The sequence below is a fragment of the Streptomyces sp. NBC_00207 genome (assembly GCF_045160965.1).
Lineage (GTDB): Bacteria > Actinomycetota > Actinomycetes > Streptomycetales > Streptomycetaceae > Streptomyces.
This window is the reverse complement of record NZ_CP130715.1, coordinates 2,830,126-2,854,846: the sequence shown is the minus strand read 5'-3', so window position 1 is coordinate 2,854,846 and position 24,721 is coordinate 2,830,126. Positions and strand designations below refer to the sequence as shown.

At 70.9% G+C, this 24,721-nt stretch carries 20 protein-coding genes; 14 read left to right on the top strand and 6 right to left on the bottom strand.

What is annotated here, in order from left to right:
* Nucleotides 1-109: 109 nt before the first annotated feature.
* Nucleotides 110-541, top strand: a complete 432-nt coding sequence (locus tag OG472_RS13640) for a Rieske (2Fe-2S) protein (protein ID WP_401600907.1) — start codon at nucleotides 110-112, stop codon at nucleotides 539-541.
* A 13-nt stretch (nucleotides 542-554) separates the two neighbouring features.
* On the opposite strand, the gene OG472_RS13635 is transcribed toward OG472_RS13640, so the two are convergent.
* Complete coding sequence (locus OG472_RS13635; protein WP_405941470.1) at nucleotides 555-1,487, bottom strand: hypothetical protein; 933 nt, start codon at nucleotides 1,485-1,487, stop codon at nucleotides 555-557.
* A 229-nt stretch (nucleotides 1,488-1,716) separates the two neighbouring features.
* Here OG472_RS13635 and OG472_RS13630 point away from each other — a divergent pair, with 229 nt between their 5' ends.
* From OG472_RS13630 to pgi, 13 genes are all read left to right on the top strand, one after another.
* Nucleotides 1,717-2,313, top strand: a complete 597-nt coding sequence (locus OG472_RS13630; RefSeq protein ID WP_383569188.1) for a papain-like cysteine protease family protein — start codon at nucleotides 1,717-1,719, stop codon at nucleotides 2,311-2,313.
* A gap of 5 nt (nucleotides 2,314-2,318) precedes the next feature.
* Nucleotides 2,319-3,116 carry a hypothetical protein gene (locus OG472_RS13625; RefSeq protein WP_405943172.1) on the top strand — a complete coding sequence of 266 codons (798 nt, stop codon included), beginning with the start codon at nucleotides 2,319-2,321 and terminating at the stop codon, nucleotides 3,114-3,116.
* A gap of 255 nt (nucleotides 3,117-3,371) precedes the next feature.
* Complete coding sequence (gene uvrC, locus OG472_RS13620) at nucleotides 3,372-5,372, top strand: excinuclease ABC subunit UvrC (RefSeq protein ID WP_405829625.1); 2,001 nt, start codon at nucleotides 3,372-3,374, stop codon at nucleotides 5,370-5,372.
* Between the two features lie 33 nt (nucleotides 5,373-5,405).
* Nucleotides 5,406-6,353 carry an RNase adapter RapZ gene (gene rapZ, locus OG472_RS13615; protein WP_030388929.1) on the top strand — a complete coding sequence of 316 codons (948 nt, stop codon included), beginning with the start codon at nucleotides 5,406-5,408 and terminating at the stop codon, nucleotides 6,351-6,353.
* Nucleotides 6,350-7,414: a uridine diphosphate-N-acetylglucosamine-binding protein YvcK gene (gene yvcK / locus OG472_RS13610; protein WP_361765036.1), complete on the top strand. Its 1,065-nt coding sequence runs from the start codon at nucleotides 6,350-6,352 to the stop codon at nucleotides 7,412-7,414. The genes rapZ and yvcK overlap by 4 nt, the downstream gene beginning before the upstream one ends.
* Nucleotides 7,405-8,400, top strand: a complete 996-nt coding sequence (gene whiA / locus OG472_RS13605; RefSeq protein ID WP_030009075.1) for a DNA-binding protein WhiA — start codon at nucleotides 7,405-7,407, stop codon at nucleotides 8,398-8,400. Before yvcK ends, whiA begins: the two co-directional genes overlap by 10 nt.
* 142 nt (nucleotides 8,401-8,542) lie before the next feature.
* On the top strand, nucleotides 8,543-11,503 hold the full coding sequence (locus tag OG472_RS13600) for a M14 family zinc carboxypeptidase (protein ID WP_405829624.1): 2,961 nt from the start codon (nucleotides 8,543-8,545) through the stop codon (nucleotides 11,501-11,503).
* Nucleotides 11,504-11,712: 209 nt separating this feature from the next.
* A complete protein-coding gene (gene gap, locus OG472_RS13595; protein ID WP_327413330.1) occupies nucleotides 11,713-12,720 on the top strand; it encodes a type I glyceraldehyde-3-phosphate dehydrogenase in 1,008 nt (335 codons plus the stop codon).
* Nucleotides 12,721-12,851: 131 nt separating this feature from the next.
* The gene (locus OG472_RS13590; protein ID WP_405941469.1) at nucleotides 12,852-14,066 is read left to right on the top strand and encodes a phosphoglycerate kinase; all 1,215 of its coding nucleotides are present in this window, start codon (nucleotides 12,852-12,854) and stop codon (nucleotides 14,064-14,066) included.
* 18 nt (nucleotides 14,067-14,084) lie between these two features.
* Nucleotides 14,085-14,861: a triose-phosphate isomerase gene (gene tpiA / locus OG472_RS13585; protein ID WP_327419181.1), complete on the top strand. Its 777-nt coding sequence runs from the start codon at nucleotides 14,085-14,087 to the stop codon at nucleotides 14,859-14,861.
* 130 nt (nucleotides 14,862-14,991) lie between these two features.
* Nucleotides 14,992-15,222 carry a preprotein translocase subunit SecG gene (secG, locus tag OG472_RS13580; protein WP_030388924.1) on the top strand — a complete coding sequence of 77 codons (231 nt, stop codon included), beginning with the start codon at nucleotides 14,992-14,994 and terminating at the stop codon, nucleotides 15,220-15,222.
* A gap of 182 nt (nucleotides 15,223-15,404) precedes the next feature.
* Nucleotides 15,405-15,740: an RNA polymerase-binding protein RbpA gene (locus OG472_RS13575; protein ID WP_010352468.1), complete on the top strand. Its 336-nt coding sequence runs from the start codon at nucleotides 15,405-15,407 to the stop codon at nucleotides 15,738-15,740.
* Nucleotides 15,741-15,891: 151 nt separating this feature from the next.
* A complete protein-coding gene (pgi, locus tag OG472_RS13570; RefSeq protein WP_401602430.1) occupies nucleotides 15,892-17,547 on the top strand; it encodes a glucose-6-phosphate isomerase in 1,656 nt (551 codons plus the stop codon).
* Nucleotides 17,548-17,605: 58 nt separating this feature from the next.
* Here the strand turns inward: pgi and pgl are convergent, their stop codons facing one another.
* The 5 genes from pgl to tkt form a co-directional block, all read right to left on the bottom strand.
* Nucleotides 17,606-18,385: a 6-phosphogluconolactonase gene (gene pgl / locus OG472_RS13565; protein ID WP_401602429.1), complete on the bottom strand. Its 780-nt coding sequence runs from the start codon at nucleotides 18,383-18,385 to the stop codon at nucleotides 17,606-17,608.
* 181 nt (nucleotides 18,386-18,566) lie between these two features.
* Nucleotides 18,567-19,625 carry a glucose-6-phosphate dehydrogenase assembly protein OpcA gene (gene opcA / locus OG472_RS13560; RefSeq protein WP_405829622.1) on the bottom strand — a complete coding sequence of 353 codons (1,059 nt, stop codon included), beginning with the start codon at nucleotides 19,623-19,625 and terminating at the stop codon, nucleotides 18,567-18,569.
* Nucleotides 19,622-21,148, bottom strand: a complete 1,527-nt coding sequence (gene zwf / locus OG472_RS13555) for a glucose-6-phosphate dehydrogenase (RefSeq protein ID WP_383569206.1) — start codon at nucleotides 21,146-21,148, stop codon at nucleotides 19,622-19,624. The genes opcA and zwf overlap by 4 nt, the downstream gene beginning before the upstream one ends.
* 5 nt (nucleotides 21,149-21,153) lie before the next feature.
* Nucleotides 21,154-22,272 carry a transaldolase gene (gene tal / locus OG472_RS13550; RefSeq protein ID WP_405829620.1) on the bottom strand — a complete coding sequence of 373 codons (1,119 nt, stop codon included), beginning with the start codon at nucleotides 22,270-22,272 and terminating at the stop codon, nucleotides 21,154-21,156.
* Nucleotides 22,273-22,306: 34 nt separating this feature from the next.
* Nucleotides 22,307-24,394 carry a transketolase gene (tkt, locus tag OG472_RS13545; RefSeq protein WP_383569212.1) on the bottom strand — a complete coding sequence of 696 codons (2,088 nt, stop codon included), beginning with the start codon at nucleotides 24,392-24,394 and terminating at the stop codon, nucleotides 22,307-22,309.
* Nucleotides 24,395-24,721: the final 327 nt, after the last annotated feature.

Genomic DNA, 24,721 nt, shown 5'->3' with positions numbered 1-24,721 from the left:
GGGGCGGCGGTATCGTCGGGTGGGCCGGTGCCCCGGACGGGCCCCGCCCGCACCCGGCCCGTGCCCGTCCCGTACCGTCCCCACCGTGCCGCCACCCCAGGAGAACCGCATGCCCGCGCCGCAGTCCGCCGCCCGCCGTACCGTCCTCAAGGGCGCCGCCGCGCTCGCCGGGGCCGCCGGGGCCGGAATGACGCTCGCGGCCTGCTCCACGGAGACCGACAGCGGGGGCAACACCCCCGCCACGCCCACCGCGCCGGTGGAGCTCGGCGCCGCGGCCGACGTCCCGGTCGGCGGGGCCAAGCTGTACCGGGAGCAGAAGCTGATCGTCAGCTGCCCGGCGGAGGGCCGGTACACGGCGTTCAGCGCCCAGTGCACCCACGCCGGCTGCGTCCTGGACAAGATCGTCGAGGGTCAGGGCAACTGCCCCTGCCACGGCAGCCGCTTCGACGTGGCCACCGGCAAGGTCCTGCGCGGCCCGGCGTCCGCCCCGCTGCCCGCCGTCCCGGTCCGGGCCGAGAACGGCAAGCTCATCGCGGGCTGACCCCGCCGGTCGGTCACTCCCAGTCCCAGGTGATCCCGAGGATCCCGCGCCGCACCGTCTGCTCCACCAGGTGCACCACCCGGTGCCGGCCACTGGGCGTCAGGTCGACGAGGCCCGTGCGCGGGGCCTTCGGTCCGGTGCGGGCGAAGCGCCGGCAGCGCACCGGAAGGGCCGCCTCGTCGAAGCGGACCTGGAGCATGTACTGGCCGCCCGCGTAGCTGAATCCGCGCACGTACTCGCCGCTGCGGGCGCCCGTGCCGTCCTCGATGCCGTAGCCGAAGACGTAGGTGTCCCCGCGCCGCAGCCGTGCGTCGAAGAGCAGCTCCGCGACCACCACCCCGGCCTCCGGATGGCAGCGCACCCGGCCCGTACGGCAGTTCTCGTACGCCGTCACGCGGATCCGGGACACGTCGCAGCCCGGATCGCCGTGGTGGACGGCCAGGTAGCGGTCGACGCCGTCGCGGTGCGCCCGGACGATCTGCTGCGACTCCCGGACCCGCAGCTCGCCCGCCGGGCCGATGCGGACCCGCTCGTGGTGGCCGAGCGAGTGCAGTCCGCCGTCCGGCGGCAGCTCCATGCCGTCCAGCAGCCGCTCCACCGTGCCGCCCATGCTGAACAGGGCCCGGTACGGGCGGGTGGCCGGGCGGGCGGGCCCCGGGGCGGGTTGCGGAGCGGAGAGCAGGCGGACGAGGGCGCCGTCGGGCAGCTCCAGGATCCGCTCCAGGGCGGTGACGGCCCGCAGCGACTCCGGGTGCCGCGGCCGGCGGGCGCCCTGCTGCCAGTAACTGAGGCTGGTGACACCGACTTTGATGCCCTGTGCCGCCAGCCGGTGCTGGATCCGGTGCAGGGGCAGCCCCCGGGCGGCGAGGGCGGCGCGCAGGGCGAGGTGGAAGGGGCCGCCGCGCAGCAACCGGCCGAGTTCGGCCGTGTCCCCGGTCGGCGCCATCGCGACTCCTCTGTGAACGTTCACACGCGCCGGCGCGGAGGATCGCGCCGGAGGCTCCGGGGGACCAGGTGAAACGACAGCAACCGTTCACACCGCAGCCCCACCGTTCACACTGCAACGTCACCGCGTATTGAAGCGTGTTGACCTGATCGCGACAACTGCTCGATGCTCCTCCACAGCGTCCGGACGCGCTCCTCCACCCCCCACTCCCCCCATCGGGAGGAACGCGATGCGCAACCGAAACCGGCGGCTTTCCCTGGCCGCCCTCCTCACCGCCGTGCTGTTCACCCTGCCTGTCGGCACCGCCACCGCCACGGCAGCCGAGGCCGGCACCGATTCCGCACTGGCCTACAAGCGCCTGAACATCACCATGCAGGCGCAGCAGAAGACCAACTGGTGCTGGGCCGCGGGCGGCAACACCATCGCCACCTGGTTCGGCCGGAACCACACCCAGAACCAGTTCTGCAACGCCGCCTTCAACCGCCAGCAGGGCTCCGAGTGCCCCAACAACCAGGCCACCCTCGGCAACGTCCAGACCGGACTGCGCTGGGCCGGCATCAACCCCGGCTCGTACGTCAACGGCTGGCTCCAGTACTCCACCGTCCAGACCGAGATCAACGCCGACCGGCCGATCGAGACCCGGATCCAGTGGTCGAACGGCGGCGGCCACATGCACGTCGTCTACGGCTACGACACCGCAAGCAACTGGGTCTACTGGGGCGACCCCTGGCCCTCCAGCGACCGCTACAACTGGGCCTCGCACGCCTGGTACGTGAACAACAGCACCTTCTCCTGGACCCACTCGCTCTACCGGATCGGGGCGTGACCACCATGACCCTGCGCGCCACCGCCACCGCCACCGCCGCCGCGGTCCTCGCCGCCACCGCCCTCCTCGGGCTCGCCCCGCAGGCCCTCGCGGCCGCCCCGGCCCCCGTGCCGCAGCCGCAGACCGCCACAGCCGAGCACAAGGCCGCCGCCGGGCGGGCGGCGACCGCTCCCGACACCCTCGCCACGCTGTCCCGTTTCTTCGCCCGCGAGGGCAGGGTCTCCCCGGCCGCCGCGCAGCCCCGCGTCGAGGGCGAGGCGATACCGGTCAACCACCTCTCCCCGGACTTCGTCGCGGGCCGGGCGGGGGCGTCCGTCGCCCGCCTGGAGTTCCTCGCGAGCAAGGCGGTCTCCTCCGACGGCCAGCAGGCCGCGCTGTGGACGGCGCGGACGGAGACGGGCTGGCAGGTCGTGAACATCGCCTCCGGCGACGACGAATTCCGCTACGCGCAGCTGGGCGCGGAGAAACTGCCCGGCGGAACGGTGTTCCGGGAGCCGCAGATCGACGCGTGGTACGTGGCCGGGGGCGGTCGGGTGCTGCCGCTGGACGAGGACGCCGTAAGGGCCGTGGGCACCGGGGGTACCAGCCTGGCCGCCTACCGGGCCCGGGTGGCCGGGGCGTACGGGGACAAGCTCCCCGGCTCCGCCTATGCCGCGCGGGGCGGGGCGGGCGGCTATGCCGGGCCGGCCGAGGCCGAGGCCGCCGGGACTCCGGTGGAGGTGGTCGCCGGAGGCACCGTGGCGCTGGCGCTGGGCGGAGCCGGGCTCCTGGCCTTGCGCCGCCGCCGCGCCGTCGGGGCGTAGCTCCCGGGGCTCCGCCCCGCGCCTCAAACGCCGGCGGGGCTGAAATACCGGGGCTCCGCCCCGGACCCCGGTCCTCAAACGCCGGACGGGCTGGAATGCAGCCCCGTCGGCGTTCGAGGCGCGGGTCCGGGTGGAGCCCCGTTCTTCCGGGTCCGGGCGGAGCCCGGGGAGCCTCGCGCAGCAGGCGGCCCGGAGCCGCACACCGGGCCGGAGGCCTGCGGTCGGTTGTCGGACCGCGCCAGTAGGGTGGTTGGCATGGCCGACCCTTCCAGCTACCGCCCCCAGCCGGGACAGATCCCCGACTCCCCGGGGGTCTACAAATTCCGCGACGAACACCGCCGGGTGATCTACGTCGGGAAGGCCAAGAGCCTGCGCCAGCGCCTGGCCAGCTACTTCCAGGACGTGGCCGGCCTGCACCCCCGTACGGCCACCATGGTGACCACGGCCGCCTCCGTCGAGTGGACCGTGGTGTCCACCGAGGTCGAGGCGCTCCAGCTGGAGTACTCGTGGATCAAGGAGTTCGATCCGCGGTTCAACGTCAAGTACCGGGACGACAAGAGCTACCCCTCCCTCGCCGTGACGCTGAACGAGGAGTACCCCAGGGTCCAGGTCATGCGGGGGCCCAAGAAGAAGGGCGTGCGCTACTTCGGGCCGTACGGGCACGCCTGGGCGATCCGCGAGACCGTCGACCTGATGCTCCGGGTGTTCCCGGTGCGGACCTGCTCCGCCGGAGTGTTCAAGCGCTCCGCCCAGATCGGCCGCCCCTGCCTGCTCGGCTACATCGGCAAGTGCTCCGCTCCCTGTGTCGGCCGGGTCACCCCCGAGGAGCACCGCGAACTGGCCGAGGACTTCTGCGACTTCATGGCCGGGCGGACGGGGACGTACCTCTCCCGCCTGGAGAAGGAGATGCACGAGGCCGCCGAGGAGATGGAGTACGAGAAGGCCGCCCGGCTGCGCGACGACATGGGGGCGCTGCGCCGGGCGATGGAGAAGAACGCCGTCGTGCTGGCCGACGCCACCGACGCCGACCTGATCGCCGTCGCCGAGGACGAGCTCGAAGCGGCGGTGCAGATCTTCCACGTGCGCGGCGGCCGCGTCCGCGGCCAGCGCGGCTGGGTCACCGACAAGGTGGAGGCCGTCGACACCGCCGGGCTCGTGGAGCACGCCCTCCAGCAGCTGTACGGCGAGGAGAAGGGCGAGGCCGTCCCCAAGGAGGTGCTGGTCCCGGCGCTGCCCGAGGACACGCCCGTGCTGAGCCAGTGGCTCGCCGACCGCCGGGGGTCCCAGGTCAGCCTGCGGATACCGCAGCGCGGCGACAAGAAGGCCCTCATGGAGACCGTCCACCGCAACGCGCTCCAGTCCCTCGCCCTGCACAAGACCAAGCGCGCCAGCGACCTCACCACCCGCTCCCGGGCACTGGAGGAGATCGCCGAGGCCCTGGAGCTCGACGGTGCCCCGCTGCGCATCGAGTGCTTCGACATCTCCCACCTGCAGGGGGACGACGTCGTCGCGTCGATGGTGGTGTTCGAGGACGGGCTGGCCCGCAAGAGCGAGTACCGGCGCTTCCAGATCAAGTCGTTCGAGGGGCAGGACGACGTCCGCTCCATGCACGAGGTGGTCTCGCGGCGCTTCCGCCGCTACCTCCAGGAGAAGCTGAAGACGGGCGAGTGGGAGGCCGAGGAGGGCGACGGCGCGGTGCCCGAGGACGACGGGCGGCCCCGGCGCTTCGCGTACCCGCCCCAGCTCGTGGTGGTCGACGGCGGGCAGCCGCAGGTCGCCGCCGCCAAGCGGGCCCTGGAGGAGCTCGGGGTGGACGACGTCGCCGTGTGCGGCCTGGCCAAGCGGCTGGAGGAGGTCTGGCTGCCCGGCGAGGAGGACCCGGTCGTGCTGCCCCGCACCAGCGAGGGCCTCTACCTGCTCCAGCGGGTGCGTGACGAAGCCCACCGCTTCGCCATCCAGTACCAGCGCAACAAGCGCGGCAAGCGCCTGAAGTCGGGCCCGCTGGACGAGGTGCCCGGCCTCGGCGAGAGTCGCAAACAGGCCCTGGTCAAGCACTTCGGTTCGGTGAAGAAGCTGAGACAGGCGACAATCGACCAGATCTGCGAGGTCCCGGGCATAGGACGGAAGACGGCCGAGACCGTGGCCGCGGCCCTCGCCGGGGCGGTCCCCGCCGGCCCTGCCGTCAACACGGCCACAGGAGAGATCATTGAGGATGAGAACCCCGCCCCCGCGGGTGGGGGCACCTCCCGGCAGTAGCCGGGAGTCATCGTCCGAACGGGGGACCGAGCAATGACCGAGCACGAGACCACGCACGACCGAGACGGAGCACAGGTGAGTACGGGCACGACAGCGGAGCCCGGCGAGACCGCCGAGGCGGCCATCCCCGAGCTGGTGATCATCTCCGGCATGTCCGGGGCGGGCCGCAGTACGGCGGCGAAGTGTCTGGAGGACCTCGGCTGGTTCGTCGTCGACAACCTCCCGCCGGCGCTGATCCCCACCATGGTGGAGCTCGGTGCCCGCTCGCAGGGCAACGTGGCGCGCATCGCCGTCGTCGTCGACGTCCGCGGCCGCCAGTTCTTCGACGCCCTGCGCGAGTCCCTCGCCGACCTCGACAGCAAGGGCGTCACGCGGCGCATCGTCTTCCTGGAGTCCTCCGACGACGCCCTGGTCCGGCGCTTCGAGTCGGTCCGCCGCCCGCACCCGCTCCAGGGTGACGGCCGCATCACCGACGGCATCGCCGCCGAGCGGGACCTGCTGCGCGAGCTGCGCGGCGACGCCGACCTGGTGATCGACACCTCCAGCCTCAACGTGCACGAGCTGCGCGCCAAGATGGACGCCCAGTTCGCCGGGGACGAGGAGCCCGAGCTGCGGGCCACCGTCATGTCCTTCGGCTACAAGTACGGCCTCCCCGTCGACGCCGACCTGGTCGTCGACTGCCGCTTCATCCCGAACCCGCACTGGGTCCCGGAGCTGCGCCCCTTCACCGGGCTCAACGAGGAGGTGTCGGGGTACGTCTTCAGCCAGCCCGGCGCCAAGGAGTTCCTCGACCGCTACACCGAGCTGCTCCAGCTCATCGCCACCGGCTACCGCCGCGAGGGCAAGCGGTACGTGACCATCGCGGTCGGGTGCACGGGCGGCAAGCACCGCAGCGTGGCCATGTCCGAGAAGCTCGCCGCCCGCCTCGCCTCCGAGGGAGTCGAGACCGTCGTCGTCCACCGGGACATGGGGCGCGAGTGACCGCACGGACCCCGCGGCTGAGCCGTCTGCGCCGCCTCACCCCGGGACGGGGCGAGGACGGCGCGGGCCGCTCCGGCCGTTCCGGCCGCCGGCGCGGCGCCACGCCCAAGGTGGTGGCGCTCGGCGGCGGCCAGGGCCTGTCGGCCTCCCTCGCCGCCCTGCGCCGGATCACCGGTGACCTCACCGCCGTGGTCACCGTCGCCGACGACGGCGGCTCCAGCGGCCGGCTCCGGGAGGAGCTCGACGTGCTGCCGCCCGGCGACCTGCGCAAGGCGCTGGCCGCGCTGTGCGGCGACGACGACTGGGGCCAGACCTGGGCCCGGGTCATCCAGCACCGCTTCCAGTCCGAGGGCGACCTGCACGGCCACGCCGTCGGCAACCTGCTGATCGTCGCCCTGTGGGAACAGCTCGGCGACCCCGTCCAGGCCCTCGACCTGGTGGGCAGGCTGCTCGGCGCCCAGGGCCGGGTGCTGCCGATGTCGGCGGTGCCGCTGGAGCTGCAGGCCCTGGTCAGGGGGCACGACCCGGCCCGCCCCGAGGACGTGGACACCGTCCGCGGGCAGGCCACGGTGGCCCTGACCCCGGGCGAGGTGCTCTCCGTACAGGTGGTGCCGAGCGACCCGCCGGCCGTGCCGGAGGCCGTCGCGGCGGTCCTGGACGCCGACTGGGTGGTGCTCGGTCCGGGGTCCTGGTTCTCCTCCGTCATTCCGCACCTGCTGGTGCCGGAACTGCTCGACGCACTGGTCGAGACGAAGGCCCGCCGGGTCCTCTCGCTGAACCTCGCGCCGCAGCCCGGCGAAACAGAGGGCTTCTCTCCGCAGCGTCATTTGGAGGTTTTGGCCCGACACGCCCCTAAACTCGCCCTGGACGTGGTGCTGGCCGACGAGGCCGCCGTACCCGACCGCGAGTCCCTCGCCGATGCCGCGAAACGGTTCGGTGCCGCGGTCGAGCTGGCCCCCGTGGCCAGGCAGGACGGTTCTCCGAAGCACGATCCGGAGCTGCTGGCCGCCGCGTACGACCGTATTTTTCGGATGCATGGAAGGATCGGCCCATGGCGATGACGCCCGCGGTGAAGGATGAGATCTCCCGCCTCCCCGTCACCCGGACCTGCTGCAGGAAGGCGGAGGTCTCGGCGATCCTTCGGTTCGCGGGCGGCCTGCACCTGGTGAGCGGCCGCATCGTCATCGAGGCGGAGCTCGACACCGGGATCGCGGCGAGACGCCTGCGCAAGGACATCCTGGAGATCTTCGGCCATTCTTCGGACCTGGTGGTGATGGCCCCCGGCGGACTGCGCCGCGGCAGCCGCTACGTGGTCCGCGTCGTGGCCGGCGGTGACCAGCTGGCGCGCCAGACGGGCCTCGTGGACGGCCGCGGCCGCCCCATCCGGGGCCTTCCCCCGCAGGTGGTCTCCGGGGCCACCTGTGACGCCGAGGCGGCGTGGCGCGGCGCCTTCCTGGCCCACGGCTCGCTCACCGAGCCGGGCCGGTCCTCCTCCCTGGAGGTCACCTGCCCCGGCCCGGAGGCCGCCCTGGCCCTGGTGGGCGCCGCCCGCAGGCTCTCCATCGCCGCCAAGGCGCGCGAGGTGCGCGGCGTCGACCGGGTCGTGGTCCGCGACGGCGACGCGATCGGCGCCCTGCTGACCCGCCTCGGCGCCCACGAGTCGGTGCTGGCCTGGGAGGAGCGGCGGATGCGGCGCGAGGTCCGCGCCACCGCCAACCGCCTCGCCAACTTCGACGACGCCAACCTGCGCCGCTCGGCGCGGGCCGCGGTGGCCGCCGGAGCCCGCGTGCAGCGCGCGCTGGAGATCCTCGGCGAGGAGGTCCCCGAGCACCTCGCCGCGGCCGGCCGGCTGCGCATGGAGCACAAGCAGGCCTCCCTGGAGGAGCTGGGCGCGCTCGCCGACCCGCCGCTGACCAAGGACGCGGTCGCGGGCCGGATCCGCCGCCTGCTGGCGATGGCCGACAAGCGCGCCCAGGACCTCGGCATCCCGGGCACCGAGTCGAACCTCGACCTCAGCGAGGAGATGGCCGACAACATGGCCGGTTAGCCGGTGATCCCCTTGTACGGCAAAGGGGTCCGCGCGATCACTCGTGCGGGCCCCTTTGCCGTAGGCCCCATTGACATGAGCATGGGCCGGTCTTGAGTCTGGCGTCCGAAGCTTTCGTGGCAGACGACGCCCAGGGGGGCATATGAGGCACCGCGCGAGATCGATCCTCGCCGCAAGCGCACTCGTCTTCGCAAGCACACTCGCCGCGCTACCCGTGGCGGCCCAGGCCCAGCCCGGCTCCGGCACCGCACCCGGCGCCGACGAGGTACGGGTCTACGACGCCGACATCACCCGGGAACAGGTCCCGCTCGTCCTCGCCGCCGGCCAGGACGCCCACGAGCTCACCGAGCGCGCCCCGGACACCGGGACCGCCCGGGTCGAGCTCTTCCTCACCGGCGGGCAGGCCAAGGAGCTCGAAGCCCAGGGCGTCAAGCTCGCCGAGCGGAGGATCGGCGCCCAGGGGCTGGCCCGCGCCAAGGCGGCGGGCGACGGCGTGTTCCGCCCGTACAGCGGCAAGGGCGGCCTCCAGGAGGAGATCCTGCGCACGGCGCAGGAGAACCCGGCGCTCACCAAGGTCGTCTCCATCGGCAAGACCGTCCAGGGCAAGGACATCCTCGCCCTCAAGGTCAGCAAGAACGCCAAGAAGACCAAGGACGGCGACAAGCCCTCCGTGCTCTACATGTCCAACCAGCACGCCCGTGAGTGGATCACCCCCGAGATGACCCGGCGGCTGATGCACCACACGATCGACAACTACGGCAAGGACCAGCGGATCACCAAGCTGGTGGACTCGACCGAGCTGTGGTTCCTGCTCTCCGCCAACCCGGACGGGTACGACTTCACGCACGCGCCGGACGGCGAGCGGCTGTGGCGCAAGAACCTGCGCGACAACAACGGCGACGGCAAGATCAGTGCCGGCGACGGGATCGACCTCAACCGCAACTTCGCCTTCAAGTGGGGCTACGACAACGAGGGTTCCTCGCCGAACCAGGCGAGCGAGACCTACCGCGGCCCGAAGGCGTCCTCCGAGCCGGAGACCACCGCCCTCGACGCCTTCGAGAAGCGCATCGGCTTCGACTACGCCATCAACTACCACTCCGCCGCCGAGCTGCTGCTCTACGGCGTGGGCTGGCAGGTGGCCACCCCCACCCCCGACGACATCGCGTACAAGGCGCTCGCCGGCACGCCGGAGAACCCCGCGGTACCGGGCTACTACCCGCAGGTCTCCTCCGAGCTCTACACCACGAACGGCGAGGCCGACGGCCACGCCTCCAACGTCAACGGCATCATGATGTTCACGCCGGAGATGACCACCTGCCAGACCGCCTCGGCGGTCGACCCGAACGACCAGTGGAAGCCCGAGGACTGCGCCTCCGGCTTCAACTTCCCGGACGACGAGAAGCTCGTCCAGGCGGAGTTCGCCAAGAACGTCCCCTTCGCCCTCTCGGTGGGCGAGAGCGCCGCGCAGCCGGACCGCCCGGTGTCCTCCGTGGGCCTGAGCGCCGCTGACTTCACCCCCGACCCCTTCACCACCTCCTACGTGGCCCGCGGCGAGGACCAGACGGTCTCCGTCACGGCCCGCAAGGCGCTGAAGGACAAGGAGCTCAACTTCCGGATCAACGGCGGCCGCACGCACGACGAGGACCTCAAGGCCTGGAAGGGCGGCGAGGTCTACGGCGGCGACGACAACAACTGGTTCGACGAGTACCGCGCCAAGGTGGACGGCGCGAAGCCCGGCGACAAGGTCGAGGTCTGGTTCACCGGCCGCGACCGCTCCGGCAAGTCCGTCTCCAGCGAGCACTTCACCTACACGGTGTCCGAGCGGCCCCGCGCGGACGTCCTGGTGATCGCCGAGGAGGGGGCCAAGGCCCAGCACGCCCAGAGCTACGTCGACGCCCTGCGCGCCAACGGGAAGTCCGCGGCGGTCTGGGACGTGGCGACCCAGGGCGCCCCGCACCACCTGGGCGTGCTCTCGCACTTCCGTACGGCCGTTCACTACACCGGGGCCAAGACCCCGGGCGGTGAAACCCAGCTGGCGGTGCGCGACTTCCTCAACGAGGGCGGCAAGCTGATCGAGGCCGGCGAGCTGGCGGGCGGCAACGCCCAGGTCGGCCGCGCCGTGACCAACGACTTCAGCCAGTACTGGCTCGGCGCGTACAGCCGGATCAGCACGCCCGGCGCCAGCGGCTTCATCGGCGACGGTTCCCTGAGCGGGGCGAAGGGCGGCCTCGGCGACGCCGCGGGCAACCCGCTGAACGCCCCGGGCGCCTACACGGCCACCTCCGAGACCCTGGCCCCCGCACAGTTCCCGCAGTTCAAGAGCGCCCAGGCGGGCCGGTTCACCGGGGTCGTGAACCCGTACGCCCCCTACGCGGGCACCGGGATGGCCTCGGCCCTGCACGCGGACGACGACTGGAAGCGCCTCGTCCGCACGATCGACCTCACCGGCGTCACCGCGGCCGACAAGCCGCAGCTGAAGCTCGCCCTCAACTGGAACGTCGAGGAGGGCTACGACCACGCCGCGCTGGAGGCCCGTACGGCCGGCGGCGACGACTGGACGACGCTGCCGGACACGGGCGGCCTGAGCAGCACCACGGTCCCGGAGGAGTGCGCGGCCGGATTCTTCATGAACGGCCACCCGTTCCTGCGCCGCTACCTCACCCTGGACTCCGGCGGCTGCACCGCGCAGGGCACCAGCGGCGCGTGGAACAGCTTCACCGGTTCCTCCGGCGGCTGGAAGCAGGTCTCCTTCGACCTGAGCGCCTACGCGGGCAAGAGCGTCGAGGTCTCGCTCTCCTACATCACCGACCCGGGCTCGGGCGGCCGCGGCGTCTTCGCGGACGAGGCGCGCCTGTCCGTCGGCGGAGCGGACCAGGCCGTCGAGGGCTTCGAGTCCTCGCTCGGCGTCTGGACGGCCCAGGGCGCACCCGCCGGAAGCCCTGAGGTTCCCGGCGATTGGTCCCGGTCCGGCGAACTGTTCAAGTCCTTCGCGGCGATCACTACCCGTGACACCGTCCTGCTCGGTTTCGGCCTGGAGCACGTGCCCGCAGCGGCGGACCGCGCGCTACTCGTCGGTAAGGCACTGCGCACGCTGAACCGCTGATCAGCGGCCCCTTCACCACTCACCCTGAGTGACAAGGAGCAAAGTCCCCCGGTCCGGTTCCGGAGCGTCAGGTACGGGACCGGGGGGCGTGTCAGGCCCCGACCGATGTCACCCAAAAGCTCACGGAGAGGTAGGGTCGTAAGCGGTCGGGGACATCCCATTTCAGCTCGCCGGCGCACTAACCGGCGCACCAACGAGGAGATCGGTTCGTGACGATCCGCGTAGGCATCAACGGTTTTGGCCGCATTGGCCGCAACTATTTCCGGGCGCTCCTGGAGCAGGGAGCGGACATCGAGATCGTCGGTGTCAACGACCTGACTGACAACGCGACCCTGGTGCACCTTCTCAAGTACGACACCATCCTGGGCCGGCTGAAGCACGAGGTCAGCCACACCGACAACAGCATCACCGTCGGTGGCCAGACCTTCAAGACCTTCGCCGAGCGCGACCCCGCGAACCTCCCCTGGGGTGAGCTGGGCGCCGACATCGTCATCGAGTCGACCGGCATCTTCACCAAGAAGGCCGACGCCGCCAAGCACATTGCGGCCGGCGCGAAGAAGGTCCTCATCTCGGCTCCGGCCAAGGACGAGGACATCACCATCGTGATGGGCGTCAACCAGGACAAGTACGACGCGGCCAACCACCACGTCATCTCCAACGCCTCCTGCACCACCAACTGCGTGGCGCCGATGGCCAAGGTCCTCGACGAGAACTTCGGCATCGTCAAGGGCATGATGACGACGGTCCACGCGTACACGAACGACCAGCGCATCCTGGACTTCCCGCACTCGGACCTGCGCCGCGCCCGCGCCGCCGCCGAGAACATCATCCCGACCTCCACCGGTGCCGCCAAGGCCACCGCTCTGGTCCTGCCGCAGCTCAAGGGCAAGCTGGACGGCATCGCCATGCGCGTCCCGGTTCCGACCGGTTCGGTCACCGACCTGGTCCTGGAGCTCTCCCGCGAGACCACCGTGGAAGAGATCAACGCGGCCTTCCAGAAGGCCGCCGAGGGGCAGCTCAAGGGCATCCTCGACTACACCGAGGACGCGATCGTCTCTTCCGACATCGTGAACTGGCCCGCGTCCTGCACCTTCGACTCCTCCCTGACCATGGTCCAGGAAGGCACGCAGGTTAAGGTCGTCGGCTGGTACGACAACGAGTGGGGCTACTCCAACCGTCTCGTCGACCTCACCGTCTTCGTCGGCGGTCAGCTCTAAGCACGCAGGCAAGGCACCACGATGTGAGCACAGGGTCCGAGCAGCGCGACGAAGCGCCGCACGGGCCCTGTTGCTTGCCTCGTTCTCCCTTCCTCGCCCTTCGAGTGAAGGACACAAAGGAGTAGGTACACATGAAGACGATCGATGAACTCCTCGCCGAGGGCGTCAAGGGCAAGCGGGTCTTCGTCCGCGCGGACCTGAACGTCCCGCTGGCCGAAGGCACCATCACCGACGACGGCCGCATCCGCGCCGTCCAGCCCACGATCGCGAAGCTCGCCGCCGCCGGCGCCCGCGTCATCGTGGCCTCGCACCTGGGCCGGCCCAAGGGGACCGGCGTGGAGCCGGCCTTCTCGCTCGCGCCCGCCGCCACGCGCCTCGGCGAACTGCTCGGTGCGGACGTCGCCTTCGCCACCGACACCGTCGGAGCCTCCGCCAAGGAGACCGTCGCGGCCCTCGCCGACGGCCACGTGGCCGTCATCGAGAACCTCCGCTTCAACGCCGGCGAGACCTCGAAGGACGATGCCGAGCGCGGCGCCTTCGCGGACCAGCTCGCCCAGCTCGCCGACGTCTACGTCGGCGACGGCTTCGGCGCCGTCCACCGCAAGCACGCCTCGGTCTTCGACCTGCCCGCGCGCCTCCCGCACGCGGCCGGTTACCTCATCGCCACCGAGGTCGGCGTCCTGAAGAAGCTCACCGCCGAGGTCGAGCGCCCGTACGTCGTGGTCCTCGGCGGCGCCAAGGTCTCCGACAAGCTGGCCGTCATCGACGAGCTGCTCGGCAAGGCCGACCGCATCCTCATCGGCGGCGGCATGGCCTACACCTTCCTCTACGCCAAGGGCTACGAGGTCGGCATCTCCCTGCTCCAGAAGGACCAGGTGGACAAGGTCAAGGAGTACATGCAGCGCGCCGAGGACACCGGCGTCGAGCTGGTCCTCCCGGTCGACGTGCTGGTCTCCGCGGAGTTCCCGGACCTCAAGGGCAAGACCCCGGCCGACTTCGCGATCGTGGACGCGGACAAGATCCCCGCCGACAAGGAGGGTCTGGACATCGGCCCCAGGACGCGCGAGCTGTACGCGTCGAAGATCGCCGATGCCAGGACCGTCTTCTGGAACGGCCCGGTCGGCGTCTTCGAGCACCCCGACTACGCCGGCGGTACCACGGCCATCGCCCAGGCACTGCTCGACAGCAGCGCCTTCACCGTCGTCGGCGGCGGAGACAGCGCCGCCGCGGTCCGCATCCTCGGCTTCGACGAGAATGCTTTCGGCCACATCTCGACCGGTGGCGGCGCCTCCCTCGAATACCTCGAGGGCAAGACGCTCCCCGGCCTCGCCGCCCTGGAGGGCTGACCCCTTATGTCTGACGCTGTGAACGGCCGTACCCCGCTGATGGCGGGCAACTGGAAGATGAACCTCAACCACCTCGAGGCCATCGCCCACGTCCAGAAGCTCGCCTTCGCGCTCGCCGACAAGGACTACGACGCCGTCGAGGTCGCGGTCCTGCCGCCCTTCGTCGACCTGCGCTCGGTCCAGACCCTGGTCGACGGCGACAAGCTGAAGATCAAGTACGGGGCCCAGGACCTCTCCGCGCAGGACTCCGGCGCCTACACCGGTGAGATCTCCGGCTCCATGCTGGCGAAGCTGAAGTGCACGTACGTGGCCGTCGGCCACAGCGAGCGCCGTCAGTACCACGGCGAGACGGACGAGATCTGCAATGCCAAGGTCAAGGCCGCCTACCGGCACGGGATCACCCCGATCCTGTGCGTCGGCGAGGGCCTGGACGTCCGCAAGGCCGGCCAGCAGGTCCCGTACACGCTGAGCCAGCTCGACGGCGGCCTCAAGGACGTCCCGGCCGAGCAGGTCGAGTCCATCGTGATCGCCTACGAGCCCGTCTGGGCCATCGGCACCGGCGAGGTCGCCACCCCCGACGACGCCCAGGAGGTCTGCGGGGCGATCCGCACCCGCCTCGCGGAGCTGTACTCGCAGGAGCTGGCCGACAAGGTCCGCATCCAGTACGGCGGCTCGGTGAAGTCCGGGAACATCGCGGCGATCATGGCCCAGCCCGACGTCGACGGCGCCCTGATCGGCGGCGCGGCGCTGGACGCGGACGAGTTCGTCAAGATCGTCCGCTTCCGCGACCAGTGAGTATGCGGTAGGGCCGATCCGTCGTACCCTTGCGGGGGCCAGGGGCTGAACCATCAGCCACTGGCCCCCGCGCACATCACGCAAAGCCGGAAAGCCTGAAAAAGCCAGAAAGTAGGAATCAGCCGTGATTATGGGGTTCTCGATCGCCCTGATCGTCTTCAGCGCCCTGCTGATGCTGCTCGTGCTGATGCACAAGGGCAAGGGCGGCGGCCTCTCCGACATGTTCGGCGGCGGAATGCAGTCGTCGGTCGGCGGTTCCTCCGTCGCGGAGCGCAACCTGGACCGCATCACCGTCGTCGTGGGTCTGCTGTGGTTCGCGTGCATCGTCGCGCTCGGCCTGCTGATGAAGTCGAGCAGCTGACCGTTCTGGCCATTCCGGCAGTCCTGTCGGTGGTGCCCGGCCTATCATGAGGTCCGGCGTTCACAGCGCGGAATCAGTAACTCCGCTCACTGGACGTGCGTTGGGCCTTACGTAGACTTGGGCGCTCCGCGGCGGAAATTCCACTCACACTCCGCGGCACCATCACGCAGGGAGTTACGACCGTGGCAAGTGGCAACGCGATCCGTGGTAGCCGGGTCGGAGCGGGGCCGATGGGTGAGGCAGAGCGCGGCGAGTCCGCGCCCCGCCTGCGCATCTCCTTCTGGTGCTCGAACGGGCACGAGACGCAGCCGAGCTTCGCCAGCGACGCACAGGTGCCGGACACCTGGGACTGCCCGCGCTGCGGGTTCCCGGCCGGCCAGGACCGGGACAACCCGCCCGCGCCGCCGCGCACCGAACCGTACAAGACGCACCTGGCGTACGTACGGGAACGCCGCTCGGACGCCGACGGCGAGGCGATCCTCGCCGAGGCGCTCGCCAAACTCCGCGGCGAGATCTGACACCGCCCCAAGTATGTGACGTGAGGCCCGGCCCCGCAGGAATCATCTCCTGCGGAGCCGGGCCTCTTTGTGTGCGTTGCGCCGCTTCTGATCCCTTAGGTTGGAGAACGGCGGGGCACGACAGGACGGAAGAAACGGGTTGATGTCCGAGATGAACGCAGACAGCAGGACGAAGCTCAACCGGACGCCGGAGTGGCTGGCACTCGGCAAGCACCGGGAGGAATTCGGGCAGACGCATCTGCGGGAGCTGTTCGAGGAGAATCCCGGCCGCGGCGCGGCCTACACCCTGCGGGTCGGGGACCTGCACATCGACTACTCGAAGCACCTCGTGACCGACGAGACGCTCGCCCTGCTCCGCGAGCTGGCCGCGGCCACGGGCGTGGCCGAGCTGCGCGAGGCGATGTTCCGAGGCGAGAAGATCAACACGACCGAGGACCGGGCGGTGCTGCACACCGCCCTGCGCGCGCCGAGGGACGTCGTCGTCGAGGTGGACGGCGAGGACGTGGTCCCCGGCGTCCACGCCGTCCTGGACAAGATGGCGGCCTTCGCCGACCAGGTCAGGTCGGGGGCGTGGACCGGCTTCACCGGCAAGCGCATCAAGAACGTCGTCAACATCGGCATCGGCGGCTCCGACCTCGGTCCGGCCATGGCCTACGAGGCCCTGCGCGCCTTCGCCGACCGCGGTCTGACCGTGCGCTTCGTGTCCAACGTCGACGGCGCGGACCTCCACGAGGCCGTACGGGACCTGGACCCGGCCGAGACGCTGTTCATCGTCGCCTCCAAGACCTTCACCACCATCGAGACCATCACCAACGCCACCACGGCGCGCGGCTGGCTGCTGGCGGGCCTCGGGGGAGAGCAGAAGGCCGTGGCACGGCACTTCGTCGCGCTGTCGACCAACTCCGAGAAGGTCACCGACTTCGGCATCGATCCGGCCAACATGTTCGGGTTCTGGGACTGGGTCGGCGGCCGCTACTCCTTCGACTCGGCCATCGGCCTCTCCCTGATGATCGCGATCGGCCCGGACGCCTTCCGTGACCTGCTGGCCGGCTTCCGCCTGATGGACCAGCACTTCCGCACGGCGCCGCCGGAGGAGAACGTCCCGCTCCTCATGGGCCTGTTGGGCATCTGGTACGGCGCCTTCTTCGATGCGCAGTCGCACGCGGTGCTCCCGTACAGCCACTACCTCTCGCGCTTCACCGCGTACTTGCAGCAGCTGGACATGGAGTCCAACGGCAAGTCCGTGGACCGCGACGGCAATCCGGTCGAGTGGCAGACCGGCCCCGTGGTCTGGGGCACGCCCGGCACCAACGGGCAGCACGCCTACTACCAGCTGATCCACCAGGGGACGAAGGTGATCCCCGCGGACTTCATCGGCTTCGCGAAGCCGGTGGCCGAGCTGGAGGCGGCCCCGGCGGCCCAGCACGACCTGCTGATGGCCAACTTCTTCGCCCAGACCCAGGCGCTGGCCTTCGGCAAGACGGCGGACGAGGTGCGCGCCGAGGGGGCGCCGGAGTCGCTCGTCCCGCACAAGACCTTCCACGGCAACCACCCGACGACCACCATCCTGGCGACCGAGCTCACCCCGGGCGTGCTGGGCCAGCTGATCGCGCTGTACGAGCACAAGGTGTTCGTCCAGGGCGCGGTGTGGAACATCGACTCCTTCGACCAGTGGGGCGTCGAGCTCGGAAAGGTGCTCGCCAAGCGCGTCGAGCCCGCCCTGACCGGGGGCGCGGACGTGCAGGGCCTGGACGCCTCGACGAAGGCGCTGGTGGCCACGTACCGGAAGCTGCGCGGCCGGAGCTGACCGTCGACGACGAAGGGCCCGCTCTCCTCGGGAGAGCGGGCCCTTCGCGTCATACCGGTCAGGAGGCCGGGGGATACATCCCGGCCGGGAGCCTGGCCGCCGCCGCACGGTCCAGCAGCCACAGGGTGCGGGAGCGGCCGTAGGCGGCCGCGGCCGGGGCCTGGACCTCGCCCGCGCCGCCGAGGGCGATGGACACCGCGCCGGCCTTGTCCTCGCCCGCCGCCAGCAGCCAGACCTCACGGGCCGCCCGGATCGCCGGGAGCGTCAGCGAGATCCGGGTGGGCGGGGGCTTCGGGGCGCCGTGGACGCCGACCACCGTCCGCTCGCTCTCGCGGGCCGCCGGGTGCTCCGGGAAGAGCGAGGCCACGTGCGTGTCCGGGCCCACGCCCAGCATCAGCACGTCGAAGCGGGGGACCGGACCGTGGTCCTCGGGGCCGGCCGCCTTCGCCAGCTCGGCCGCGTAGGCCGCCGCGGCCGCGTCGACGTCGGCCCCGTACGGGCCGTCCGAGGCCGGCATCACGTGCACGCGGGCGGGATCCACCGGGACCGAGTCCAGGAGGGCCTCGCGGGCCTGGGTGTGATTCCGCTCGGGGTCGTCGGCGGGGACGTACCGCTCGTCGCCCCACCAGAGGTCGAGCCGCGCCCAGTCGACGGCGTCGCGGGCGGGGGCGGTGGCCAGTGCCGCGAGGAGGCCGTTGCCGTTGCGTCCGCCGGTGAGGACCACGGACGCGCTGCCGCGGGCCGCCTGAGCGTCCACGATCTTCGTGATGAGCCGGGCCGCGGTGGCCTGGGCCATCAGTTCCTTGTCCCGGTGGACGACGACCTGGGGAGTCGTCATACCCATGGTGTTGCCGCCTTTTGTGTAGTTCCGGGGTGCGGTGGTGCGGGTGCCGCTGCGCGGAGCAACCGGGCTCCGCCCGGACCCGGTCCTCAAACGCCGGACGGGCTGGAAAATCCAGCCTCGCCGGCGTTTGAGGCGCGGGGTCTGGGGCGGAGCCCCAGTCTCCCGCAGGGCCCCGTTACTTGTTCGCGGCCTTCTTCGACGGCTTGGCGGCCGGCTTCGGGGGCTCCGGCTTGGCCTCGGCCTCCGCCTCGGCCTCCGCCTCGGCCTCCGCCTCGGGCTTCGCCGGGGCCTCGGCCTTGGCCGGAGCCGACGGCTGGAGCCTGGCCACGCCGAACTTCAGCGCGGACTCGTACGTGTTGTCCGGGTCCAGCCGGCGCAGCTCCTCCGCCAGGAGCTCGGCCGTGTCGCGGCGCTTGAGCGCCACCGCACGGTCGGGCTGCCCCGGCATGCACAGCGTGGCCAGTGCCCCGTCCGCGCGGTCCAGGACGATGTCGCCGTCCTTGGTCGACAGGCGTACCGCCGTCAGGCCGGGGCCCGAGGACAGCGTGCGCGTGACCGGGACCTTGAGACGGTCCGCCAGCCACATGGCCAGCAGCTCGCAGCTCGGGTTCTCGTCCTCGCCCTCGACGGTCGCCGAGGTGACCGACAGCTGCTGCTGGTCGAGCGCGGCCGCCAGCATGGAACGCCACGGGGTGATGCGGGTCCACGAGAGGTCCGTGTCCCCCGGGGCGTACGCCGCCCCCCGGGCGCTGAGTTCCCGGGTCGGGTCCTCGCAGGAGTACGTGTCCGAGATCCGGCGCTGGCCCAGCGTCCCCAGCGGATCGCCCGCCAGGTCCGCGGGTGCACCGTCCGGCCACCAGACGACCACGGGGGCGTCCGGCAGGAGCAGGGGGAGAACCACCGACTGGGCGTGGTCGACCAGTTCGCCGTGAAGGCGGAGCACGACCGTCTCACCGCTGCCGGAGTCCGCCCCGACGCGGATCTCCGCGTCGAGCCGGGCGTCGCGGCGGCTGCGGGGGGAGCGGCTGGCCCGCTTGATGACGACGACGATCCGCGAGGGGTGTTCGTGGGACGCGTCGTTCGCCGACTTGAGCGCGTCGTACGCGTTCTCCTCGTCGGTCACGATCACCAGCGTGAGGACCATGCCGATGGCCGGCGTGCCGATGTCCCGGCGTGCCTGCACCATCGCGGCGTTGATCTTGCTGGAGTTGGTCTCCGTGAGGTCGATCTTCATGGCCGGCGCCAGCTCCGTCCGTCTCGTGCGAGCATCTCGTCCGCCTCGACCGGCCCCCAGGTGCCCGACGGGTACTGCGCGGGCTTGCCGTGCTTGTCCCAGTACTCCTCGATCGGGTCGAGGATGTTCCAGGAGAGCTCGACTTCCTGGTGACGCGGGAAGAGGTTCGCGTCGCCGAGGAGCACGTCGAGGATGAGCCGCTCGTACGCCTCGGGGCTCGACTCCGTGAAGGACTCGCCGTAGGCGAAGTCCATCGTGACGTCCCGGACCTCCATGGAGGTGCCCGGAACCTTGGAACCGAAGCGGACCGTCACTCCCTCGTCCGGCTGGACCCGGATGACCAGGGCGTTCTGCCCCAGCTCCTCGGTCGCGCCCGACTCGAACGGCAGGTACGGGGCGCGCTTGAAGACCACGGCGATCTCGGTCACCCGGCGGCCCAGGCGCTTGCCGGTCCGCAGGTAGAACGGGACGCCCGCCCAGCGGCGGTTGTTGATCTCCAGCCGGATGGCCGCGTAGGTGTCGGTCTTCGACTTGGGGTCGATGCCGTCCTCTTCGAGGTACCCGACGACCTTCTCGCCGCCCTGCCACGCCGCCGCGTACTGGCCGCGCACGGTGTGCTTGCCCAGGTCCTCGGGGATCTCGACGGCGCTGAGCACCTTGAGCTTCTCCGCCACCAGCGCCTTGGGGTGGAAGGAGCCGGGCTCCTCCATCGCGGTCAGCGCGAGCAGCTGCAGCAGGTGGTTCTGGATGACGTCACGGGCCGCGCCGATGCCGTCGTAGTACCCGGCCCGGCCGCCGATGCCGATGTCCTCGGCCATGGTGATCTGCACGTGGTCGACGTACGACCGGTTCCAGATCGGCTCGAACATGGTGTTGGCGAAGCGGAGCGCCAGGATGTTCTGGACGGTCTCCTTGCCGAGGTAGTGGTCGATCCGGAAGACCTCGTCACGGGGGAAGACCTCGTGAACGACCTTGTTGAGCTCCTCGGCGCTCTTCAGGTCGTGGCCGAAGGGCTTCTCGATGACGGCGCGCCGCCAGGATCCCTCCTTCTGGGCCAGCCCGTGGTCCTTGAGCTGCTGGACCACCTTCGGGAACCACTTGGGCGGGACCGACAGGTAGAAGGCGAAGTTGCCGCCCGTGCCCTGCGCCTTGTCCAGCTCGTCGATCGTGGCCTTCAGGGTCTCGAAGGCCGCGTCGTCGTCGAAGTCGCCCTGCACGAATCGGCAGCCCTGCACCAGCTGCTGCCAGACCTCCTCCCGGAACGGGGTGCGCGAGTGCTCCTTGACGGCCTCGTACACCTCCTGGGCGAAGTCCTCGTGCTCCCACTCGCGGCGGGCGAACCCGATCAGCGAGAAGCCGGGCGGGAGCAGGCCGCGATTGGCCAGGTCGTAGACGGCAGGCATCAGCTTCTTGCGCGACAGGTCACCCGTAACGCCGAAAATGACCAGGCCGGACGGCCCCGCGATGCGCGGGAGCCGCCGGTCCTGTGCGTCACGAAGCGGGTTCGCTCCGTTCACAGACAAGGTGTTCAGGCCTCCGTGGGGGCAAGGCGCTCAAGCTCCGCCTCGGTCGACTTCAGCAGGTCGTTCCAGGACGCTTCGAACTTCTCGACGCCCTCGTCCTCGAGCAGCTGCACCACATCGTCGTACGAAATGCCCAGCTTCGCGACCGCGTCGAGCTCGGCACGGGCCTGCTCGTAGGAGCCGCGCACGGTGTCACCCGTGATCTGCCCGTGGTCGGCGGTGGCCTCCAGGGTGGCCTCCGGCATGGTGTTCACCGTGTTCGGGGCGACCAGGTCGTCCACGTACAGGGTGTCCTTGTACGCCGGGTCCTTGACGCCGGTCGAGGCCCACAGCGGACGCTGCTTGTTGGCTCCGACGCGCTCCAGGGCGTTCCAGCGGTCCGAGGAGAAGACCTCCTCGTACGCCTCGTAGGCCAGACGGGCGTTGGCGAGCGCCGCCTTGCCCTTGAGGGCCTTCGCCTCGTCGGTGCCCACCGCGTCCAGGCGCTTGTCGATCTCGCTGTCCACGCGGGACACGAAGAAGGAGGCGACCGAGTGGATCAGGGACAGGTCCAGGCCCGCGGCCTTGGCCTTCTCCAGGCCCGCCAGGTACGCGTCCATGACCTCGCGGTAGCGCTCCAGCGAGAAGATCAGCGTGACGTTGACGCTGATGCCCTTGCCGATGACCTCGGTGATCGCCGGCAGGCCGGCCTTGGTCGCCGGGATCTTGATGAGCGTGTTCGGGCGGTCCACCAGCCAGGCCAGCTGCTTGGCCTCGGCGACGGTCGCGGGCGTGTTGTGCGCCAGGCGCGGGTCGACCTCGATCGACACGCGGCCGTCCTGGCCGTCGGTGCGGTCGTAGACCGGGCGCAGGATGTCGGCGGCGTCGCGGACGTCCGCCGTGGTGATCATGCGCAGGGCCTCCTCCACGGTGACCTTGCGGGTCGCGAGGTCGGTGAGCTGCTGCTCGTAGCCCTCGCCGCCGCTGATCGCCTTCTGGAAGATCGCCGGGTTGGTGGTGACACCGACCACGTGCGACTGGTCGATGAGCTCGGCCAGGTTGCCGGACGTGATGCGCTTGCGGGACAGGTCGTCCAGCCAGATCGCCACGCCTTCGTCGGAGAGGCGCTTGAGTGCGTCTGTCATGGGATTACATCTCCTACTTGGTTCTGGACCGGCGTCAGCGCGCGGCGGCGGCGAGGGAGTCCTTGGCGGCGGCGGTCACGGCCTCGGCGGTGAAGCCGAACTCGCGGAACAGCACCTTCGCGTCGGCGGAGGCGCCGAAGTGCTCCAGCGACACGATGCGGCCGGCGTCGCCGACGTACCGGTGCCAGGTCAGGCCGATGCCGGCCTCGACCGCGACGCGGGCCTTCACCGAGGAGGGCAGGACGCTGTCCTTGTACTCCTGCGGCTGCTCCTCGAACCACTCGACGGACGGCATGGAGACCACCCGGGCCGGGATGCCCTCGGCCTGGAGCTGCTCGCGGGCCTCGACGGCGAGGTGGACCTCGGAGCCGGTGCCGATGAGCACGACCTGGGCGGGACCGCCCTCGGCCTCGAAGAGCACGTACCCGCCCTTGGCGGCGTCCTCGTTGCGCTCGTAGGTCGGCACGCCCTGGCGGGTGAGGGCCAGACCGTGCGGGGCGCCCTTGCCGAACACCTTGGTGTGGCGCTTGAGGATCTCGCGCCAGGCGATCGCGGTCTCGTTGGCGTCGGCCGGGCGGACGACGTTCAGGCCCGGGATGGCGCGCAGCGAGGCCAGGTGCTCGACCGGCTGGTGGGTCGGGCCGTCCTCGCCGAGGCCGATGGAGTCGTGCGTCCACACGTAGGTCACCGGCAGGTGCATCAGGGACGACAGGCGCACGGCGTTGCGCATGTAGTCGGAGAACACCAGGAAGGTGCCGCCGTAGACACGGGTGTGGCCGTGCAGGGCGATGCCGTTCATGGCCGCGGCCATGGCGTGCTCGCGGATGCCGAAGTGGAGGGTGCGGCCGTACGGGTCGGCCTCCGGCAGCGGGTTGTCCTTCGGCAGGAACGAGGAGTTCTTGTCGATGGTGGTGTTGTTGGAGCCGGCCAGGTCGGCCGAGCCGCCCCACAGCTCCGGGATGACCGCGCCGAGGGCCTGGAGAACCTTGCCGGATGCGGCGCGGGTGGCGACGCCCTTGCCGGCCTCGAAGACGGGGAGCTCGTCCTCCCAGCCCGCGGGCAGCTCGTTGGCGTTGATGCGGTCGAACGACGCGGCGTGCTCCGGGTTGGCGGTGCGCCAGGCGGAGAAGTCCTTCTCCCAGGCGGCCTTGGCCTCGCGGCCGCGGTCGAGGGCCTTGCGGGTGTGCGCGATGACCTCGTCGGCGACCTCGAAGGTCTGCTCCGGGTCGAAGCCGAGGACGCGCTTGGTGGCCGCGACCTCGTCGTCGCCGAGCGCGGAGCCGTGGGCGGCCTCGGTGTTCTGGGCGTGGGGGGCCGGCCAGGCGATGATCGAGCGGGCCGCGATGAAGGACGGGCGCCCGGTCTCGGCCTTGGCGGCCTGGAGGGCGGCGAACAGCGCCTTCGGGTCGAGGTCGCCGTTCTCCTGCTGCGCGACGCGCTGGACGTGCCAGCCGTACGCCTCGTAGCGCTTGATGGTGTCCTCGGAGACGGCCGTCTCCGTGTCACCCTCGATGGAGATGTGGTTGTCGTCCCACAGCAGTACGAGGTTGCCGAGCTTCTGGTGGCCGGCCAGCGCGGACGCCTCGTGGGAGATGCCCTCCTGGAGGCAGCCGTCGCCCGCGATCGCGTAGACCATGTGGTCGAACGGAGAGGTGCCCGGGGCGGCCTCTGGGTCGAACAGGCCGCGCTCGTAGCGGGCGGCCATGGCCATGCCCACCGCGTTGGCGACACCCTGGCCGAGGGGGCCGGTGGTGGTCTCCACGCCGGCCGTGTGGCCGTACTCCGGGTGACCGGGGGTCTTCGAGCCCCAGGTGCGGAACGCCTTCAGGTCGTCCAGCTCGAGCCCGAACCCGCCGAGGTACAGCTGGGTGTAGAGCGTCAGGGACGAGTGCCCCGCGGAGAGCACGAAGCGGTCGCGGCCCACCCACTCGGGGTCCGCCGGGTCGTGCCGCATCACCTTCTGGAAGAGGGTGTACGCGGCGGGGGCCAGGCTCATCGCCGTACCGGGGTGGCCGTTTCCGACCTTCTGGACCGCGTCAGCGGCCAGGATGCGGGCGGTGTCGACGGCCCGCTGGTCCAGTTCGGTCCACTCGAGCTCTGTGGTGGTCGGCTTGGTGCTCACCGTGGGTCAGGGCTCCTCTCCACATGTATGAATCCCGGTGACGAACGGTGCACCGGCGCGATTCCGAGCCTACCCCCGCAACGGCGTGCAGCTATTCGAGTGCAGGCAGTCCGTCACCGCGCCGCCGACGTGTGTTCACCCGCGCACGGGAGCCCGGACCGCGGCGTCCCCCGTAGGTATGCACGGTCCGATCGGCCCAACACGAGGCGACCCCGGCGCCGGGCGACGTAAGCGCAACGTCTACAGTGGCGTGGTACGCGCAAGCCTTAACCGGGCCTTCATGTCATGAATGGCCTGAGTCGGAGCTTGCTGGATTCTCTCTCAGGG